Genomic DNA, 18,976 nt, shown 5'->3' with positions numbered 1-18,976 from the left:
GGCGGACAAACAGAACAGCCAACACCGCGAAAAACAAGGAAAAATGGACGATTGGGGATGGTGCTGGATGAAATGATGGTGCCGATAATAGGAGTAAAACACAGCAAATAACAACATGTATTTACTGTGTTTTGTTTTTAATAAATCCCTAGATACCCGAATTGATACCCATTTTGATTTCGCTCCCGATTGAGGAACAAAACGGGCTATTCCGTAGCCCTGTACCAAGCTTGCCAACGATATTTATCCAGCCGTAACTGGCGCAGGCATTCCGCTGTTTCGATGTCCGCCTGCAGGTCTTCGTCGCTGTCTGTTCCAGCTTTACTCGCTCCCTTGCACGGTTCCTGCATCAAATCCGCTGATGGAGTTGGCCGCATCGAGGGCTCGCTGCCGCAGCTGCACAGCGTGATCGTCAAAATCGCACTTAATATGATTCGGGTCGTTAACATATTTCACCACGTCTCGGTAAATGGTCCGGTAAATCACCTTCCCTTCTGCGCTGGCCGCTGCCGCTTTCTGCTCTCCGGTGGCGACTGCTTTCTCCGCCTTTTTGTTCTTTGCTGTATGCTCGCTGTTTACCTTGTCGCTGTGCGCATACCAGCCTTTCAGATAACTCGCGTAAAAGGTAACACCGAAAAGCGCCAGCAGAACGCCCAGCGCTAACAGCTTTGCTTTAATGGTCACTGGTCTATCCCCCAGCACGTCAGTGCGCTTTCCTGATCCCGGCGCTCGACCTGACCATAGCAACCGTTCTTCTGGCCTTTGGTCAGTCTGCAATCGCGGCCGCCGTCTTTAATCCACCAGCGGATCGCTTCGCATGCACCTTTGCGGTCACCAGCATTGATGCGCTTATAAAACGTTGAGGGGAAACAATTACTGGGCCCGATGTTATAAGGGCAGAACGAAGCAATACCTGCTTTCTGCGGCTCGGTCAGTGGTACCTTGATATTGCGCTCCACCCACGCAAGAGCCTTATCCCGTTCGATGGCGTTCACCTGATCGCATTTCGCCTGCGTCAGCTTCATGCCCTGCACTACCGGTTTACCATCCACCATTGTGGCGCCACGGCAAATTGTCCAGATCCCGCCGCCGTCTTTGTACGCTGTGAGGCTGTTGCCCTCTTTCTCATTCAGGAACTGATCGAGGATGACCGACGCCGGAGCGCCGGCAAGCACCAGACCCAGAACAGCGGCGCTGAGTTTAGTCTTGCTGGTAGCCATTGTCCCGAGCCTCTTTGCGACGATCGTCTTTAATTTTGAAATAAAGGTTTGTCAGATAAGTCAGCAGACCAAAGAGAATACTGGCGAGAACGCCAATTGCAGCCCACTGGCTGGGACTGACTTTATCGAGGAGTTGCAAAAGCCAGTAGCCAAAACTGCCAATAGATGTGCCGTAGGAAAGTCCCGCCGCCACGTCTGAAACGTTATTCATCCTCATGCCTCACCCCCGGTGGGGAAAATCGTATCGTGGGACGAGGGTAAGCGCGCAGGTCGGTCGGAATCCCGACCATATAGAGGAGGTCGATAAGGTTGACAACAAGTGCTAAACTTCTTGGCTTTCAGAATTGACTGATTTTTATAATGTTAAAGCTATTTAGTAGATATGTTTCCGTAGGCGTGCTCAACACAGCCTTACACTGGCTGTGCTTTGGCGCTCTGCTTCATTTCTTTGGGGTTAGCCAGGCGATTGCTAATGTTCTGGCATTCTGCATTGCAGTAACGTTTAGTTTTTTCGCGAACGCGAAATGGACGTTCAAATCACGGGCTACTTCTGGGCGTTATCTCGCCTTCGTGTTATTCATGGGTATTATGGCAGGCCTGACTGGATACCTCGCTGATAGTGTTGGTGCACCTCCCATTGTTACTCTGTTAGCATTTTCCGGCTTTAGCCTGGTTGCCGGGTTCATCTACTCAAAATTCATTGTCTTTAGGGATGCGAAATGAAAATTTCTCTGGTCGTTCCGGTATTTAATGAAGAGGAAGCAATTCCAATCTTCTATAAAACCGTGCGGGAGTTTGAAGGGCTTATGCAGCATGAAGTTGAAATAGTCTTCGTAAACGACGGCAGTAAAGATGCGACAGAATCAATCATAAATGCGCTCGCTGTGGCCGACCCGCTTGTGGTTCCGCTGTCATTTACACGCAACTTCGGTAAAGAGCCTGCTCTTTTTGCAGGGCTTGATCATGCGACAGGAGACGCAATTATACCGATTGACGTCGACCTGCAAGACCCTATCGAGGTTATTCCTCACCTGATAGAGAAGTGGCAAACCGGGGCTGATATGGTCCTTGCTAAACGTTCTGACCGCTCTACTGATGGACGACTCAAACGCAAGACCGCTGAGTGGTTCTACAAGCTGCACAACAAAATCAGTAACCCGCAGATCGAGGAAAACGTTGGCGACTTCCGCCTGATGTCCCGGGATGTGGTTGAAAACATTAAGCTAATGCCAGAACGCAACCTTTTTATGAAAGGCGTTTTGAGTTGGGTTGGCGGCCGCACTGATGTTGTTGAATATGCCCGCGCAGAACGTGTTGCCGGGGATTCTAAGTTCAATGGATGGAAGCTGTGGAATCTTGCATTAGAGGGCATAACCAGTTTCTCAACCTTCCCCTTGCGCATGTGGACGTATATTGGCGTGTTCGTCGCTGGCATGGCCTTTGCCTATGGCGCATGGATGATCGTCGACACGTTAGCGTTCGGCAATCCAGTTCGCGGCTATCCATCAATGCTGGTTTCAATACTTTTCCTCGGCGGAGTTCAGTTGATAGGAATAGGAGTTCTTGGGGAATATATTGGCAGGATTTATGTTGAAGTTAAGGGAAGACCTCGATACATCATTAAGAAATAAAAATTATTTATTATAGGGTAAGGTAAATGATCAAATCAGAAAACAATATGAGCGTTAGTCTTAAGCCGATAATGATTATTTTTGGCTTAATTTTGTTATGTTATTACAATGTGTTATCTACAAACTATTATTACATTGATGACTTAGGGCGCTCCCTTGAGGGTTATTCTGAATGGTCACGCAATGGCAGACCCCTAGCTGATCTGTTTTTTTATGTGATAAGCTTTGGCGCACCGTTGCCTGATATATCTCCGCTTCCTCAAATATTAGGAATTGCGTTGTTATCATTAGGGGCATATCTGACAGGAAAGACATATTTATGGCAGTCTGAAGGGGTGAACTGGTTAAGCTTTATACTATGCCTACCACTGGCGATTAGCCCTTTTTATTTTGAGAATATGTCATACAAATATGACGCATTCACAATGTCACTTTCTGTTCTTTGTGCGATGCTTCCTTTTGTTGTTAGAATAAATGGGTCAGTAAAATTTTTAACGGCAAGTATTGCTTCAATTCTTTTATCACTGTGTTTATATCAAGCCTCTTTAAATATTTATATAATTTACACAATGCTTTATGTATTAAATAAGTTTAGAGAAGGTAAGGATTTTGATGGTTTCAAAGCTATAGGGCTATCAATTACGGGGTTGTTAATAGGTTATATTATCTATTCTTTGTTAATTTCACCTAACTTTATTGAGGGTGATTACAATTTACAACATAGCCAGATAAGTTCGTTTGAATTAAATTCCTTGAGGGATGCTATTTTTGGCAACTTCAAGGTATTCTATTATGTGCTTAGTTCTTCTATGAGCACAACAATGTTAGCCCTGACATTGGTTACCACCTGCATGGCTTTAATTGGTGCAGTTAGACTGTGTCGTGAAAAGTCAGAGTCTACAGGCATCATAAAATTATTACGCAATTCTATTATTTTAGTATCACCATTCCTAGTCTTGCTGATGATTGCTGGACCTATGCTATTGCTGAAATCAGCGGTGGTTTCCGCTAGGGTTTTCGTTGCATTCGGAGCAATACTTGTATTTTATAATATCCTTGCATGCTGGACGCTTGGCTTACGCTCCAAGATAATGTGGTCCTTATCAATCCTGTACTTTTTCTATATGCTTGGGGCAGCATTTAGTTATGGAAATGCGTTAGAAAACCAGGAGAAATACGATAACGAAGTTATTACCACAATAATTAGTGATTTGAACAGCAACAATCTTGCGAACGCTAAGCATATATCTTTTATCGGGATGCTTCCGATTTCACCAGAGGGTCGCTTAGCCATTAAAAAATATCCGTTCTTAGCTCATCTTATCCACCCAACCATTAACGGAAGATGGTCGTGGGGATTGAGGCACATTAAGCATTTTGACATGAAGCACGATTTTAACTCAGGTGAGTATCATTCAGCGTTAAAGGACAACTTGTGTGTATATACCTCGATAACAAACGGGGTGGTTTTTAATTCATATTATGACAGGGAAAGCGACAGCGTGATCTATGACTTTACAAAAAGGTCATGCAAATAATTCTTAGTGATTTATAAAAAAGGCGGCCTGCATTAGGCCGCAATTCCGTTAGAACGCTATATTATCCAAGAGGTAAGCAGATGTTGCGCTACTGCTGCTCACTCCGCCTGCAAGTGAGCGCCATCTGGTATGTTTAACGCTATGACCAGCACCACCGGCAAGCAGAACCGCGCCGCCTGTAGAGTTTCCGTACACAATAACATCTGATATTGATACGCGGTTAGAGTCGTTTTCCACTGTAACGCCATAGTTAGCCCCTCCGGACATATCAATATTTTGAAGTCTGCCGCCGCGAACCTGAATCTGGTCTCCTTTCTTGATGTAAATCCCGGCTGCCTTGGCATAACGACAACCGCAATTATCCAGAAATGCACCATCTATCCCCTCGATTCTGAATGGATATGTAAACGTACTCAGGCTGTAACTGCTAACGCTATCCACGAAGCAGTTAACAAGGTAAATATCGAATACACCGGTAAGAGCACCTGTGTTACGAATACTGAACCCTTCATAAATCGGGTTGGTCACTCTCATGTTCGTAATCCTGACATTCCTTACGATACCATCAGCCTGGATATTGCCGTCCATAACAATACGGACTCCACGGTCGCAGTCCCTGGCAATCACGTTGTCGATTACATAGCTATCGCAGTCGATATCCCCGATGAATATGGCGTCCTTGCAGTTATTGCATCGATAGTTTGTAATCTGCATTCCAGTGCTTGAGCCGCAGTCAAAGCCGTTATCAGCAAATCCATCCACCCAGCAGTTATCTACCTTAAGGCTATCCTGGCGGTTTGCACTGATACCCTGAGCATCCGTGAATGTTGGGTGAGTGCGACCGCTGCCGTAAATATGGCAATTTTGCAAAAGGTTATTCACGGCACGCGCCTTATCAGCTAAGCTCGTGTCCATTCGAATATAAATGCCCCAGTTGCATTCGGTCATAATAAGGCCGTCGAATGTGAAGTTGTTAACACCGTCGGCAATAACAGTGCAACGGTCATTAGCTATACCGGTGTTACCGCAGCGAATGAATCGGCAATTCCTTATAGCACCATAGCGGGCAAAGATACGGTTGGTATAATCGCCAGAGATTCGAATGGCAGCGCCGCCAATATATTTGAATTCACATTTCTCAATGTACCCGCCGTCCCTTGTGTTAGAGCCTTCCCAAATAATACAAGAGCCAGTAGTACCGCCACCGCCATCCCAGCTTAAACTACGATGCATGTGCCCTGCGTTTTTCATACGCATCATAGGCTGAGCACCCAAAGCTGTAAGGTACTTGAACTTAGCGTTAGTAAAGAGAGTAGGTATGGTCTGTTCTTGGAGAATAGTTCCACCTACGCCGTAGGTTAAACCCAGGCCATCACATTGATATACGCACGCTTTGAGTGCTGCGTTAATTTTTGCACTATCATCCGTGATCCCATCGCCAACGGCACCAAACATTAATGGGTTTGTTGGTTCTGCATTTAAACGCAACCATGCAGCGCCGCCTGTGGTTTTAATGATGGTGCCGTTATTATCGGTGTATGAAGACCCTGCAAGGACGGCGCGAAACTCCCCTCCTCCTTTGCGAGTTCCTGACGTGTGCTCCCTAACCGTAATACGCTGCTTGTCGAAAGATGGCTCGATTGTCCGTAGCGTTGCAATGTCTGGGCACTCCCCGATGTACTTTTCGCCATCGGGTTTAGCCAGTTCTATCATTACATCAGATGCCGACCCGGAAGCAGGTAGAACAACGATCGGCTGCCCTTCCGCGTTAAACGCCAGAAGCTTGTTTGCGCGCTGATCAACAGGAGGCAGAATGGAGACTGAAGACTCAGGAACACGCAGCGTACGCACCAGGCTGACATTATCGACATAGTTCTTTGTCGCCGCGTCCTGCGCATTTACCGGGTCGCCAAGATTGGCAATCCGGTATCCTTCTGCGTTGAACGGACCACCAAATAGCGGACGGCGCAGCGCAAGACCGAGATATATAAAGGCACGCTGTATTGCCATCCAGAGGCGGTCGAAATCCTTATTCACTGTGTCTGCCAGCAGATCGCCGTTGTCCTGGTAATCCGTTAACCGATAGGTAGGAACAACGCGTTCCAGCATGACCACTGCGCCACTTGCAGGTGGGGTAACGAAAACCACGTCACCCCCGCCGACGTTACCGACACCTGATACGGAATAGCCGCTGGTAACGACGGTACCGTTGATTGATACCTGAATATCACCGGCGTTGATGATATAGAACTCAAAGGGAAAAACAGTCGTCAGACCGTTGGCGTTATAAATAATATAGGGAGTCTGGTTGGGTACCGACATGATGCGAAACCTCTGGCAGGTTAGTAATCGACGTCGACCAGATGATCTCCGTCACTTAACTGCCAATCTTCGCGCGCATGTCCGGTCGGAATCCCGACTACTTTTCCGATGCGTACAGGGGTCTGACTTATCGCGCCGGCGCCAGAGTCGATAAAGTCGTCCGGCTGGTTGGTCAGCGCCGGGTTGAAGTCGCGCATCTGGTCGTATACCGGGCCGTCGAGCACATCGGTATGTGCCCACAGGAACCGAGACGACAGCGGTGCTTCAAATGCATCGAGGATGCGTTTCTGCTTGTTAGTGATGCTGAATTCTTCGCGCACGCCGCACCCGGTACCCTTGAGCGCCTGACGCAGCAATTTACCCGCGAAGCTGCCCGGACCGTTGACTTCGACACATACCACCGGGATCTGATATTTGAGTACCAGCTCTTTAATCTGCGCCACCTGCCCGCCTGTTATTTTGTCGTTGTCATCGAATTCCGCCAGCTCTCCGGTAAGTTCCTGGCAAATGTGCCAGTACAGGTGTCCACGCGCATCGGTAAGCATCAGAGAGAACGCCGAAGCATCAGCCTTAACTTTACCTGTGGCCACATCCCACCAGGCGACAGCGCCAACGATTTGCACGTTACCCAGCCAGAGCGAGGCCGTACGGTTCGCATAGCGGATCTGCGGATGGATGTTGTACTCACGGATACGGTCAGGATCGAGACGAACGTCGCCAACGGGTTTACTGTGCAGCTGATACTGGCTATCCCACTCGTTAATCGTGCGCGTTTCTTTGCGACGATTCTCCATTTCCTCCCGGGTGAATCGCTCAGGCCAGGCGCAATCTGCATAAAAATCGATAACAGTATCCGGCGCCGATGCAAACTCAACGCCGCCGGCCGTAATTTTATAATCGACATCCTCGACCAAGAGCCGCGCCGCTTTATGGATGCCCGCGAAAACGTACTCTGGCCTGAAAGATAATTCGTAGCGCAGCTGGGTGGCGTCTTTCGCCTCAACACGTTTTTCTTTCTCAAATAGCCGGATGGTCAGGCAGTCAGCACCCATAGACTCCACCTCGTCATAAAGGCTGTCATGCGTATGGGGCGTACCTATATAGAGTTTGCGGCCCCCCGGGATAAGGATGTGAGTCTGCTCGCCAAGGCGATAGCGCAGTTTTTCGCGCGCCTCAGGCGTCTGGATATTACGGGGTACCTCTACATCATCGTTCTGGCATTCGTTGGCACGGGCGGAGGTAACGTTAGACAGGATCCCTTTGGCATACATACTGCCGTTACGTAAATCCAGCGCGCCATTGACCCACCACTGTTCAACCGTCCCCTGACCGTCCGGCAGCATGCCTTTGGTAAGCGGATGGTTACGCAGAACGTTCTGTGTATCGCGGCTGGTTTTATACGCGGTGCCGTCAGATTCAGACTGATGCAGAATACGGTACTGACGGTCGCAGTAATACCGCCAGGCATTATAGACCGCAAGGATCGTTGATTTACCGAAACCACGGAAACAGCGAAGCACCGCGAGGTTTCCGCGATGCTCCAGCCAGTGGCAGGCCTGATAGTGGCAGTCCGGAACGTCCCAGTTCATTCGCTCCGCCCACATTAAAAAGAAGGCGAGGAACGAAATCATTTTTTCCCTTTCTGCAGGCGCTCAATAATCGCGGCCGCCTCTCGCTCAGCTTTTGAAACCTGCTGGCCCAGCGCAAAAGCTTCATCATCATCCTGACCAGGGTTATCAGAGGGTGTCCCCCCCCGCGTCTGCATGCCGATAAGGGAGTGGACCTTAATCAGCAGCGTCAACGACGCAGCTGCGTTTTTCTTATCCCAGTAGCGGTCGCCGCGTTCGTCTTTGGTCAGCTCGCTCGGTTTCTTGCCCGCCCCCGGCCAGTTATCCGGATCGGCTTCTTCGAGCACCACATCGGTAAGTTTATCGCTGAGCGCGGTAAGGCGTGTTTTGTAATCCTGATGCATAAAAAAGCCCCGTAGTGAATACAGGGCTATGATGGCGCGGGTTTAAGGTCGGAATCCCGACCGATTACCGCATGCCAGGGTCAACCTGATTTATAAGCGGCGCTATCCAGAAAAGATTATTACCAGGCAGCAGCGTACGCACGTTGTGCAGCACCCGATCACCGGCATCGCCATTAAGCACGCCAGCGGTAACATCAGTAATGGTATCGAGCAGGCCGAACGTTGGGCCAAGCGCGGAACCAATAAAGCCGCGGCTGGCATAACGTGACTGTGTTCCGGTACCGAGCAATGCACCCAGCCCCACCATCCCGCCGGATGCCTTTTCCGCCATATTATTATATTCCATCAAGGGGCCAAGAATACCGGATCGGTCAATACCCTCAATGACCAGTTTCTGAGGCGACCAGTCAACCTCTTTACCATTCGCGGACTGTTTAAGAGCGTACGTCAGTGCGCCGAGGCCAATCTGAAAAGCGGTACCATAATAAAACTGCCCGGTTCCCTCCTGCAGGCCGCCCAGAGTGGCGCGGTTATAGGATGCGGTAGCGAAGGATTTAAACTGGAAGATGGTTTTACCCAGAGGTGTGCTCGCCCACAGCGGAGTATCGCCGATGCCTGGAGTGATAACGGTATTGTTAACGTCTTTGAGCACCGCCGACTGGAAGACACCAGCAACGTGCTGATCGTCCCATTTTTCAAAATTACCGATGTGCCAGCCGTTGATTACCTCACCGTGTTTTTCGAACTCGCTGCGGATACGCGCGGCCATATTATCGTTAATGCCGAGCTTAGCCAGGCGGCGGCCAGCGAACGCGCCGGAAAGAATACCGTCGGACGTGATCATGCCATTTACCGATTTGTTCATATCATCGAAGTGCCCCATCAGTGTTAGCTTGCCGAATGCATCGGTGACGCGCTCCATTCCCGCTTCTACTGCCGTAGTGCGGGCAGAGCTGTCCACAAGGTCACCCATCGTACGCGCACGGGTATGCAGGATGGTTTCCAGCCCGACGGCCATTTTTAACTGTTCGGCACGGCTGGCCTTGAATGCCGGTGACCGCGTGATCAGCGCAGAGTAACCACGCATGGTATTACCAAAGCCATTAACCATCACACCGCGCGCGAGATCAGGAATAGCGGAAACCGTCATACCACCCAGTTTGGTGACGAAGTTAGCGCTGCGCAGAAATGCACCGGCACGTACGAAAAATGATGATGGATCATCCGGCATGCCATAGGTTCCCGCCAGACGATCACGCAGCGCTGTGATGTCGCGGATATCGTTATCGCGGGCTTTCGCCAGTTTCGCCTGGTCTTTGGGATTCTGGCGCATCAGCGCATCGTATTCGTCCTGAATATCCTTGAGCTGCTTTTCCAGCGATTTGTTACCGAATGCGCGCGTCAGCTCCACCTCTGCCGACGCCTCGCGGATGTGACGCTGCAGCACATAATTGGCGTCGCTCTCCAGATAATCTTTCATCAGGCGATCGGGAACGCTGAGCGTACGCGACCGGGTGCTGCCTGCCGCTTTCACCATAAAGACGTTTGCGAAATCCTGCGGGATTTTTGCGCCGACGATTTTATTGATCGTGGCGTCAGCAGTAATTTCAGCCTCTTCGCGGGACATGGTTTTCTCACCGCGCGACCACCAGTCGACCAGCATGTCGCGAAATTTATCGCGCTCGTTAACGATCTTGCCGACTTTGTAGACGCGCGGGAAATAACTCTCCTGCCCGATGGCTTTTAGCTCCTCGTCAGGTGGCAGCAGGCCAAGCTTTTGCTGCGCCACTTTCACCCGGTTAACAACGGTGCGCATTGCCTGCGCCGCTTCCTGCACCACCGGGTTAGCATGCACATCGCCGCTGCGCATAGCGTTACCAACTTCCTCGCGGAACTGGGAGAAACTAAGATCACCACCAGCAGCTTTATACTGGCTGTACGCCTGTTTATTCGTCACCACAACGGCGGCCTCTTCACGACGCCACCCACGAACACGGGTTTCTGCCGCGATGGGTGTCTCAATGCCGCGGGAATTGCCCTGCAGTGTGTAGTTATTTTCTGCCAGTTCCAGCGCCGTTCGGCGGGAGGTTTTCGACGGTGACTCCATCAGGCGGGTAAACGGTGTCAGATAGCTGCCTGCCTTACGTGCCAGCTTACCAACCGGTCCGCCAGCTGCGGGGGTGAGATCCTCGAGCGTTGCCTCACTGATTCGCGCCGCGCCGACGCTGCCACCTTCGGGAAGGGAAGCTGCTGCAGTGTCCGTCGCTGACGTAATGCTCATGTTATCGAGCGCGTCAGCCACTTCACGCGTGGCCGCAGTGCGGACAGATGGCGAAAGCGCAGCACCGGCGGCCGCAAATACACCACTCATCAGCGCACCGGCGGCGACGTGGGAAGCGCTTTCCCCCCACGTACGGGTAATCTGCTGGTTATTCAGCGCAACCTCGCTTGCTGCGGTTGCAGCTGCACCGATTGCAGCCTGTGACGCAATGCGGGCCACTGTACCGCCCTGAGCACCAGGAATGAACATCGAAGCGACGGTGACAGGGTCAACAACCCCGGCAGCAATACTGGCAAGAACGCCCTCCCCGCCAGCCTCGGAAAGTACCCGACGGTCTTCGTTTTCGTCGTCGATCTGCTGTTTCAGCCAGGCAGTTTCTTCCGGCGAGCGGGAGTCAGCAAAAGCGGATCCCCATTGTTCATAACCATGCAGCTCGTTTTTATCAGCATAAGGGTTATACCCGTCTACGGGTTCGAACTGCTTCGCGGGGCGGAACATCTGACCCAGCAGATTATTCTGGCGAAATGCTGCACCCCACACAGACGGCTCATCCTGCTGAGGTGCTGGGTTGGTACCTTCAGGCAGGGGGACATCAAACCCGGAGGGTGCCGCCAGGACGTTACCCGCCGGAGTGAATCCGTTATTCAGTTCTTCAGGAGTGGCGTATACCGGCATTATTCAGTGCTCCACGAAAAGTAATTTTTAACCCTGTCCATACGCTCGTTGTGCAGGCGCTTATATTGTTCGTCGAGCGCACGGTGTTTATCTTTGAACCCGCGAATGTCCTGACCGCGCTGCAGCTCATTACGATCGTGTTCTTCACGCTCTTCCTGCATTTTTTTGTAGGGCGCCCACTCTTCCAGTGACGGTTTCCAGCGCATCGGCCTGCCGTACGAATCGTAGAACGGCTGTACCGCTTCAATACCATCCTTATCTTTTGTCCGCACCATGATGGCGTAATCGCCATTGCGGGCCGTCAGTACATCAGGAGTTATCTCCAGCTCTCCGCCAATACGCGATTCCGGCGTTTTGCTGGTAACAGGTGCAACGCTACCGGAAGTAATACCAAGCTGCGTCGGGCTGGTGGTGATCTCGCCCTTGCGCTCACCATACATCAGGCTCTCTTTTTCTTCTTTCCACTGTGCCGCCTGCCAGCCTGACGGACCGTAGTTATAGAGTGCCTCTGGCGCGTATTTCATAAGTTTGGCGTTGCCGTTAACCTCGCTGATACTCCATATGCGGGCGATCTGCTGGTTGGTCATTTTTTTGGCCGCATCCGCATTACCACCGGTGGTGCGGTAATTGATGTCGTACAGCGACTGGTAATCGTTGCGGAAACGTGCGGCCTCCGGCGTCTGATCGTCGGCAGATGGATTTCCCCAGCTAAAGAAGCCCGACATGCTGCTCACAGCGGAATCCATCGCTTTGCTGCGGTCTTTTTTATACTCCTTGGTGCTCTGGGTTGAGGCCAGTTGCGCTTTGAGCGCATCGGTCTGGTTGTAGGTCAGATTCTGCGCCTGCTCGATAGCGGTTTCGGACGCCATACCAGAATCGGTAAGCTGTTTAACGGTGAGATAAAATCCCTGCATATCCTTTGGCATGTCGCCAACAGACGCGGGATCCGTGTCATAGAGACGATTAAATAACTCAGCCCCCTGACGGACCGCCTCAGGACTGCGTGCGCGTGATATCGCCGATAACTGGGTGGTTACCTGCGAAGGAATGATCCCGGTCTGGGCCACCTGCTGCACAATCCCGTCATGGGTAGTGGCGTCGTTAATCCGGAAGTTTTGCGCCGTTGGCGTGGCGTCGGCGGCTTTTTGCATGGATTTATTGGTAGGGTCGAGTTTCTCGCCCATAGACAGCGCTTCGTTAAAACGACGGGTATCACGCTGCGCCTGTATCGCTTCATTGCTTTTCTGAACCAGCGCGCCGAGCTTGCCATACGCATCGAGCTTGAGCGCATAATCAGGGTCATTTGCCTGAGGCTTTAACTTTGCGATTTCTGCCTGCTGCTGTTCCGGGGATACGTACTGTATCGCCTGGAAGGTTTTGGCGTTGTTGATCGCGATATCGAGCTGCTTAACTGCCTTTGCCCCTTGTTCACCGTACGCAAACATAATTGATGCCTTATCGGGCATCGCGTCAGGCACTTCCCCGTTGTACAGCTGCGCCATCGTATTATTCAGGATGGGGTCGATTTGCTCGCGCAGGGTTGTACGCTGCTCACGGATTTTCGACTCAGCGATGTTATCGATTTTGTTAACCGACACAGGATCGAGACCGGTTTTATTTTTACGGTACCGGGCCAGCCACCCGCGGGTTTCCGCAGGTAGCTGCCGAATAAAATCAGCCTCAGAAATTTCGCCCTTGCGCGGGTCTCCGGTTTTCGCGATCAGCTTGTCAACGTTTCCCATACCCCAGTTATATGCAGCACCCGCCAGCGTTTCAGAGCCATATTTACCGTACAGCTGATTTGCGTAATCGCTCGCCAGCAGGGCATTTTGTTCTTCATCTGCCGGGTTGTATTCAACTCCGCGCTTCGCCGCCAGCTCTTTGCCCGTGTCCGGCATAAGCTGGTATTTACCCTGCGCACCGGCTGGAGAGGTTATAACGCTGCCGTCAGCATTAAAATGCTTACCGCCGGATTCAACAATCCCGATGGCGCGCATATCCAGCGCACCGGTATCTTTCACGGGAAAATCGCCATTTAACCAGCCCTGAGGATTGGTTACCGCATAGTTCTGGGCTCGCTGCTCCATAGCGCGTAAGTTGGCCTCAGAAACAGCCTGGTCAATTTGTTCCTGCGACCAGCCTTGTGCCTGGCCATACAATGAAATGGAGTGCTGACGTGCACCGCGAATCAACGCAGCAGCCTGCGGATCGTCAAATGCCCCCGCTTCCTGCTCAACGGAAGATTTCACCGTCGCATCGAGCTGCTGGCGCTGGGCCTGCTCGGTTTGAGTACGCTCAAAGCTGTTGTAGGTGCTGGCTCGACGGATCTGGCCCGCTTTCCATTGCGCATCGAAATACTGTAACTGGCTCTGCGGTACGCGTTTGCGGGCTTCTTCGTAGTCGGAGGAGTCCAGCTTGTCCATGTCCAGACCAACGCCAGAGGACTTAAACCCCTGCCGGGTTACCAGCGCGCCGGTCTCCGGGTTCTCCCAGCGGTCGCTGGATTTCGCATCGAGATCGGTAAGTATCGCCTGGGTAGCGGCCACGTCAGCTTTATCCTGCGTACGCTGCAAATCGTCTACAGTCTGGCCCAGAGCAGCCCCCAGCCCGGCTACAGCATTACCTATCTGACCAACATTACTGACCCCGACCCGGGTTGGATTAGCCTGCGGCGTAACGTTGCCAAAATTACCCGTTGGAATTCTCACGGTTATTTACTCCCTGCTTTTTTCCAGCCGTTGTACGCTGTGCCACCCGCGCTCAGCAGTGAGCTGCCCGCGCTGATGTAGCCAGATGTTGAAGCATTACGGCCGCTGATGCGGTCAGCCGACGCCTGCGCATTGAGCCGTGCGCTCTGGTTCGCACCGTTCAGAATGGTTTGATACGCATCCTGCTCAGCATCACCGGTAATACCCGACGTGATGCGCAATGCCGTACCTTCACCAGTTTCCACACCCGACGCTGCCAGTGCTGCATTTGCCTGTGCTGCCTGTGCCCTGCCCGCCTTACGGATGCGATCAGCTTCTACGCGTGCAGCTGCCTGCGCAGCTTCTGCGTCTGCTTCCGCCTGCGCCGCCTGATAGTTGGACATTTTCTTTTGCTGCTGCCCGCTATAAACCGCACCACCCGCCGCAAGAACGGATGCGCCAATTGCCGCCACCTCTAACCCGGTACACATCGTTACACCTCTTTGGAATAAAGCAGACCGGTACGGGACAGGCCGAGACGTGAATACAAATCACCGGTGCGCTCTTCGTGTACACCCGTGGTGATACCCATATTTATGATCGCGGCGCCATGCTCTTCCGCCCATGTGATAAATGCTTTCGCGAGACGCGGGCCAGCAGTGCCGCCGCGATGTTCCTGCGCGATAAACAGCCCATACTCAAAAGCCATTAACTGGCGGCTGAACCACTGCTCAGCAATCCCCCCGGCCAGCCAGCCGATTACCGTACCGTCTTTTTCTGCCACCAGCAGGCAGCCGGCAGGTGATGAAATTAGAGTGCGGGCGAGCTCTGCGCATTTTTCTTCATCAAAAGGCGAATTCTGCGAATAGCGGGACTCGATATACATCCTCGCGCCCAGCTCGATCAGCGCCGGGATGTCCCCGGCCGTTGCGTTACGTACCATGTCAGCCCCCGTTACTGGTGAACGTGAAAATAATTGCGAGAAGGTGGAATGGCAGCGGCTGGCGCTGCTGAATAAGCAGAGTGTCTTCCCCCCGCTCCCAGCCGAGTTTTCCCCAGTAGTGATCGCCGGTGAAAAGTGGTGCTGGCTGGTTGAGGATTTTTGGACCGAACCGGCGGAACGGAATGACCTGGCCGTTGCACTCCGCGCCAGTCGTTTCGAGAAAACGCATAGTCACTTCGCTGGTGCGCTTCTTCGCGTTCTGCGTTGTACCCTCAGTGGTCTGAACCTCTGGCGAAAGCGTTTCGATCGTACTTTCGAAGTGCAGGCCGATCTCCACGCTTTTCGCCGGGCGGGACAGTGTGATTTGACCAGAGGAAACTGTGTGCTGCGGCATAACAGCGCCATCGGCCACCACATCAACCGTCTGCCCCTCAAGGTGAGCAAGACCGGACCACGTGGCAGAACCGGCGCTACTGGTGCCGGTCACCGCAGCATCGGTATAAAGATTGCTGTCGAATACCTCGACATAACGAACGCTCTGGCCATTTATCTCACGGCGAACAATCGCGTAGACCACATCGTCAGTATCTGACGGGATGGTAGCCACCGACTCAAACGCACCGTCAGTGACCTGACGTGACCAGGCAATAACATCCTGAGCGCGATCGATAGCCATCGTGACCGCAACGCCATCCGCCCTGACCATCCAGATAAACGCATCCGGCTGTTGCTGGTATGCCATATCCAGTACGCCGCCAGAGGTGATGTGCTCTGCCAGCACCGTCATATCGTTGGCGGAATAGGAAACAAAGCTGTCGGGGTCGTACGCTACCGCATAGAGCTTGCGGCCAGCACGCTGGACGAACATGATTTCGGTACCAACTCGCACCGGGCGGATCCCGTTACAGCCGTATGGACTCGGATTTTTCACCGAAATATTGGTCGGTGTAATGGCCGCATCGTTGCCGGAGGTGATCGTAAACTCACCACCGTAGGTAAGCGCTATCAGGGTATTCATCTGCGCCAGATGCACAATCGGGTTGAGCTGGTCAGAAGACAGCGTGAAGCTGATCGCGTCATCATCTTCAGTGCCTATCTCGAAGGACAAATAAACGCCCGTTTCACTCCACCAGATTGTTTGCGGGTACTTCGGCGAACCCGCCAGTACAAGGCGTTGCTGGTAGAGCGTGACCGCACCAGGATAGCCAAACGTATCTGTCCAGACCGTGTCCTCCCGCGTCCACGAACCCGGTGATGCTGCCTGCGTTGCCGTCAAATCGCTGCGGATGGTACCGACGGCAATCTGCGCACTGGTGATGCTCTTTATCAGCACCAAACCGTCATTAAGGCGAACGTAAGAACCCACATCCTGAGCAACCCAGCCAGTACCGGTGAATGGTGGGCTTGGGTTATCACCCGGATCCGCATCGCTCAGGGTCAGCGTAATTTCCGAGCCAACAAACTCTTTGACGGACGGTTTACACCATTTCTGCGGGGTATCGCGTACCTCGTCGAACGGCTCAACAATGAACGGAGCGGGCTCAAGCACCCAGTCGGTTTGACCGCGGCGCTGGAGGCGATGAGGTTTTACTGACTGATGAACCAGAAACATGGTGTCAGCGCCCTGGACATAATTCACGGAGGGCAGCATATCGGCGGTGTAAGGGCTGGCGATTTCATACGGCGTATTGTCTTCGTTGACCAGCTGCTTACCATTCTGAAAAATGCGCATATAGCCGTCGCCGAATTCCAGCATGTACGCCTGCGACCGGTTAAACACGTAGGGAATGAGTCGAGATTTTTTATCGCCGTGTTTGGTCGCCGCCGCAAAGCGTGTACCAGGTCTGCGGACAACGCCGCCCTGCACGACCACAACAGCGTTTTCGATAATCTTCGCGCCGTTGGCATAACGGGCGATATCAACGCGCCCCATGAGACGCGGGGACACTTCACCAGCGGTAAAATTGGTTTTGATGAGGTTCGCGCGCATGTCAGAACCTCGACTCATAAGTTGGGTAGCCGCCAAGCTCTTCCGGCGGGTCTTCCTGACCATCAACGGCTTTAGCCTGCTTAAGCAGGAATGCTGCCTCCTGCGTCAGACTGTCACGCAGACTGGCGGACCCGGTTACCGCATATGCCAGTTTGGACTGCATCATCATTTCAGCCACATCCACCAGCGCGGCGTCCCAGGTGGACTCGTCCTCGTTACGGAATATATAACGCAGGCGAATCACATCGACATTTGCCAGCAGTCGGCTGACCTCGATCCGGTAATCAATATCATCATGCGGTTCGCCGACCGACAGAACGCGGATCAGGTCGCCGGGTAGAGAAAACTGATAACCATACCCGAAGACAGGCGCAGCGCTGACAGGCGAGAGCACAACGCGTTTTATGGCGCAGTTCCACGGGTGGGCGCGGAGTAATTTATTACGGACAGTGGGGTAAAGGTTGGCGCAAAGACGGGCATGATCCGTGTCTTCGTCGAAATCATTTATCGGGTGAGCACCCAGCGCCAGAAGTGCGTTTGAGCAGATAGAGACACTCGAAGTCATGGCAGAACCTCAGATGAAAAAAGGCCGGGGGTGTACCCCGGCAAACACACCAGCGACTTAAACAACAAAATCGATGGCGACGACTTTTTTCTCGTTGGCGCGGCCAGCACCGTAAGACGCATCAACAGAGATCTGAATGGTGTTGTTTTTATCGCGACGTGGACCGATATCGACGTTGTACTCAGCGCCGGTACCGAAATGCACAGCGGATTTACACCACGCAGCGGCGGTTTTGGTGGTTACGGCCGGATCGCCTGCGGTCGCAGAATCCAGTTTTTCGTAAGCCAGCCAGTTGAAGCCGAGCCATTTGGAGGACACAGCGCCTTCCTGCAGCATTTTCACCGCCATGAAATCGGCAGAGGTCAGCGTGGTATCGCTGAGGATCTGCGTCAGCATGTCGGCGTTGTACGTCATGTACAGTTCTTCCCCGTTTTGCTCGTCACACTCGTTACGGCGGAACATCGCTTTAGCGGCGATCAGCTTGGCTTTGGTCATACCTGTGCCACCAGCAACGATTTTTTGTGCAGCTGGCAGCGCCACCGGCGCATATGCCCCGCCGCTGGACGTTTTACGCAATACGGGGTCGAGCATCGCGCGATAAATAACGTCGTCTTTTTTACGATTGGACGCTGCCAGGGTGAGCTGCAGATACGGACCCTGAGGGTCGGCCAGCAGTTTACGCAGGTCACGTTTTTCAACAGGTACGAATGCCGCATAGTCAGCCATCAGCGCATTACGTGTACCTGCTTCCGGTAAATCCCAGACGGTGTCACCGAAACGTGTGGTGATCTCCTGCATCTCGATTTCACCCATATCGTTAATGGTGAACGATTCGCCTGTGATCATCCCACGGTCGTTTACCGCTGCCTGCAGGCGGGAATCCTTCTGCTGCGCGGCGATTTCGAAAGAATCATGAAACTGCGTGATAAACGCAGCGGTGATCATGTTCTTGTTGGCATCAAATCCCATAACAATCACTCCAGAAAATATCGCCTGCTGGGTTGTCGGTTGCCCGGCCCGATTAACACAATGCGCGTGGCGCTTACGCACTGCGGGAAAATTCAGTTATCCGGCGTCCCCGCCGGGCTGGTTGTGGGGAGATTGTTAGCGAGGTGTACGGTCGGAATCCCGACCAAATGAAAAAGCCAGCGG

The 18,976-nt window shown here is 52.5% G+C and carries 16 protein-coding genes; 3 read left to right on the top strand and 13 right to left on the bottom strand.

All coding sequences use genetic code 11. From position 1 onward, the window contains the following. Window positions 1-321: 321 nt before the first annotated feature. Genes L383_RS00215 through L383_RS00225 form a run of 3 tightly spaced genes read right to left on the bottom strand, consistent with a single transcriptional unit; the run spans window position 322 to window position 1,431 of the window. A complete protein-coding gene (locus L383_RS00215; RefSeq protein ID WP_023332196.1) occupies window positions 322-684 on the bottom strand; it encodes a hypothetical protein in 363 nt (120 codons plus the stop codon). Next, window positions 681-1,220, bottom strand: coding sequence for a lysozyme (locus L383_RS00220; protein ID WP_023332195.1), 540 nt, complete (start codon window positions 1,218-1,220; stop codon window positions 681-683). The genes L383_RS00215 and L383_RS00220 overlap by 4 nt, the downstream gene beginning before the upstream one ends. After that, window positions 1,201-1,431 (bottom strand): class II holin family protein, encoded by a 231-nt coding sequence (locus tag L383_RS00225; RefSeq protein ID WP_023295991.1) that lies wholly within the window; start codon window positions 1,429-1,431, stop codon window positions 1,201-1,203. The genes L383_RS00220 and L383_RS00225 overlap by 20 nt, the downstream gene beginning before the upstream one ends. A 149-nt stretch (window positions 1,432-1,580) precedes the next feature. Between L383_RS00225 and L383_RS00230 the strand changes: the two genes are divergently transcribed. Genes L383_RS00230 through L383_RS00240 form a run of 3 tightly spaced genes read left to right on the top strand, consistent with a single transcriptional unit; the run spans window position 1,581 to window position 4,389 of the window. After that, window positions 1,581-1,943, top strand: coding sequence for a GtrA family protein (locus L383_RS00230; protein ID WP_023332194.1), 363 nt, complete (start codon window positions 1,581-1,583; stop codon window positions 1,941-1,943). Continuing rightward, window positions 1,940-2,851 carry a glycosyltransferase family 2 protein gene (locus tag L383_RS00235; protein ID WP_023332193.1) on the top strand — a complete coding sequence of 304 codons (912 nt, stop codon included), beginning with the start codon at window positions 1,940-1,942 and terminating at the stop codon, window positions 2,849-2,851. Before L383_RS00230 ends, L383_RS00235 begins: the two co-directional genes overlap by 4 nt. A 26-nt stretch (window positions 2,852-2,877) precedes the next feature. Further along, window positions 2,878-4,389: a glucosyltransferase domain-containing protein gene (locus tag L383_RS00240; protein ID WP_023332192.1), complete on the top strand. Its 1,512-nt coding sequence runs from the start codon at window positions 2,878-2,880 to the stop codon at window positions 4,387-4,389. Window positions 4,390-4,437: 48 nt separating this feature from the next. Here L383_RS00240 and L383_RS24600 read toward each other — a convergent pair whose 3' ends face one another. The 10 genes from L383_RS24600 to L383_RS00285 all read right to left on the bottom strand — a co-directional run bounded on the left by L383_RS24600 (window position 4,438) and on the right by L383_RS00285 (window position 18,793). Next, window positions 4,438-6,711: a phage tail fiber domain-containing protein gene (locus L383_RS24600; protein ID WP_023332191.1), complete on the bottom strand. Its 2,274-nt coding sequence runs from the start codon at window positions 6,709-6,711 to the stop codon at window positions 4,438-4,440. A gap of 20 nt (window positions 6,712-6,731) precedes the next feature. Further along, a complete protein-coding gene (gene terL / locus L383_RS00245) occupies window positions 6,732-8,342 on the bottom strand; it encodes a phage terminase large subunit (RefSeq protein ID WP_023332190.1) in 1,611 nt (536 codons plus the stop codon). Next, window positions 8,339-8,683 carry a hypothetical protein gene (locus L383_RS00250; protein ID WP_023332189.1) on the bottom strand — a complete coding sequence of 115 codons (345 nt, stop codon included), beginning with the start codon at window positions 8,681-8,683 and terminating at the stop codon, window positions 8,339-8,341. Before L383_RS00250 ends, terL begins: the two co-directional genes overlap by 4 nt. A 64-nt stretch (window positions 8,684-8,747) precedes the next feature. Continuing rightward, window positions 8,748-11,639, bottom strand: coding sequence for a hypothetical protein (locus L383_RS00255; protein ID WP_023332188.1), 2,892 nt, complete (start codon window positions 11,637-11,639; stop codon window positions 8,748-8,750). After that, window positions 11,639-14,347 (bottom strand): lytic transglycosylase domain-containing protein, encoded by a 2,709-nt coding sequence (locus L383_RS00260; protein WP_023332187.1) that lies wholly within the window; start codon window positions 14,345-14,347, stop codon window positions 11,639-11,641. Before L383_RS00260 ends, L383_RS00255 begins: the two co-directional genes overlap by 1 nt. 2 nt (window positions 14,348-14,349) lie before the next feature. Then, entirely contained in the window at window positions 14,350-14,817 is a 468-nt protein-coding gene (locus tag L383_RS00265) for a hypothetical protein (RefSeq protein WP_023332186.1), read from the bottom strand. Between the two features lie 2 nt (window positions 14,818-14,819). Beyond that, window positions 14,820-15,269 (bottom strand): GNAT family N-acetyltransferase, encoded by a 450-nt coding sequence (locus L383_RS00270; RefSeq protein ID WP_023332185.1) that lies wholly within the window; start codon window positions 15,267-15,269, stop codon window positions 14,820-14,822. Window position 15,270: 1 nt separating this feature from the next. Continuing rightward, window positions 15,271-17,259, bottom strand: coding sequence for a phage tail protein (locus L383_RS00275; RefSeq protein ID WP_023332184.1), 1,989 nt, complete (start codon window positions 17,257-17,259; stop codon window positions 15,271-15,273). A 1-nt stretch (window position 17,260) separates the two neighbouring features. Beyond that, window positions 17,261-17,824, bottom strand: a complete 564-nt coding sequence (locus tag L383_RS00280; protein ID WP_023332183.1) for a phage connector family protein — start codon at window positions 17,822-17,824, stop codon at window positions 17,261-17,263. A 57-nt stretch (window positions 17,825-17,881) separates the two neighbouring features. Continuing rightward, window positions 17,882-18,793 carry a phage capsid protein gene (locus tag L383_RS00285; protein ID WP_023332182.1) on the bottom strand — a complete coding sequence of 304 codons (912 nt, stop codon included), beginning with the start codon at window positions 18,791-18,793 and terminating at the stop codon, window positions 17,882-17,884. Window positions 18,794-18,976: the final 183 nt, after the last annotated feature.

It is taken from the genome of Enterobacter sp. MGH 37, assembly GCF_000534515.1.
GTDB lineage: Bacteria > Pseudomonadota > Gammaproteobacteria > Enterobacterales > Enterobacteriaceae > Enterobacter > Enterobacter kobei.
This window is presented reverse-complemented; position numbering and strand designations above follow the sequence as displayed.